The following is a 213-nucleotide window of genomic DNA, read 5'->3' as shown; positions in this document are numbered from 1 at the left end:
CAACCAGGAAGCCCGGGTTAAGATGTTCAATGAAGAGATTCAGACGAACTATATTTATAATGCCCATAAGCCTTCCACAAAGAATTACAAAAAAGCCATGGAGATCATGGGGACGGATGAAACAAACACCCTTTTCGTGGGAGACCAGCTTTTCGCGGATGTATGGGGGGCGAAAAGGAGCGGGATCCATAATATACTGGTGAAGCCGATGCA

Annotated in this window: 1 protein-coding gene; it reads left to right on the top strand. The window is 46.0% G+C overall.

Features of this window, described 5'->3' with window-relative positions:
- Window positions 1–213: YqeG family HAD IIIA-type phosphatase (locus HJV72_RS19410; RefSeq protein WP_208073514.1), on the top strand; the 213-nt coding region annotated here is incomplete at both ends.

The organism is Extibacter sp. GGCC_0201 (assembly GCF_017566055.1).
In the GTDB taxonomy this organism is placed as follows: domain Bacteria; phylum Bacillota; class Clostridia; order Lachnospirales; family Lachnospiraceae; genus Extibacter.
This window is presented reverse-complemented; position numbering and strand designations above follow the sequence as displayed.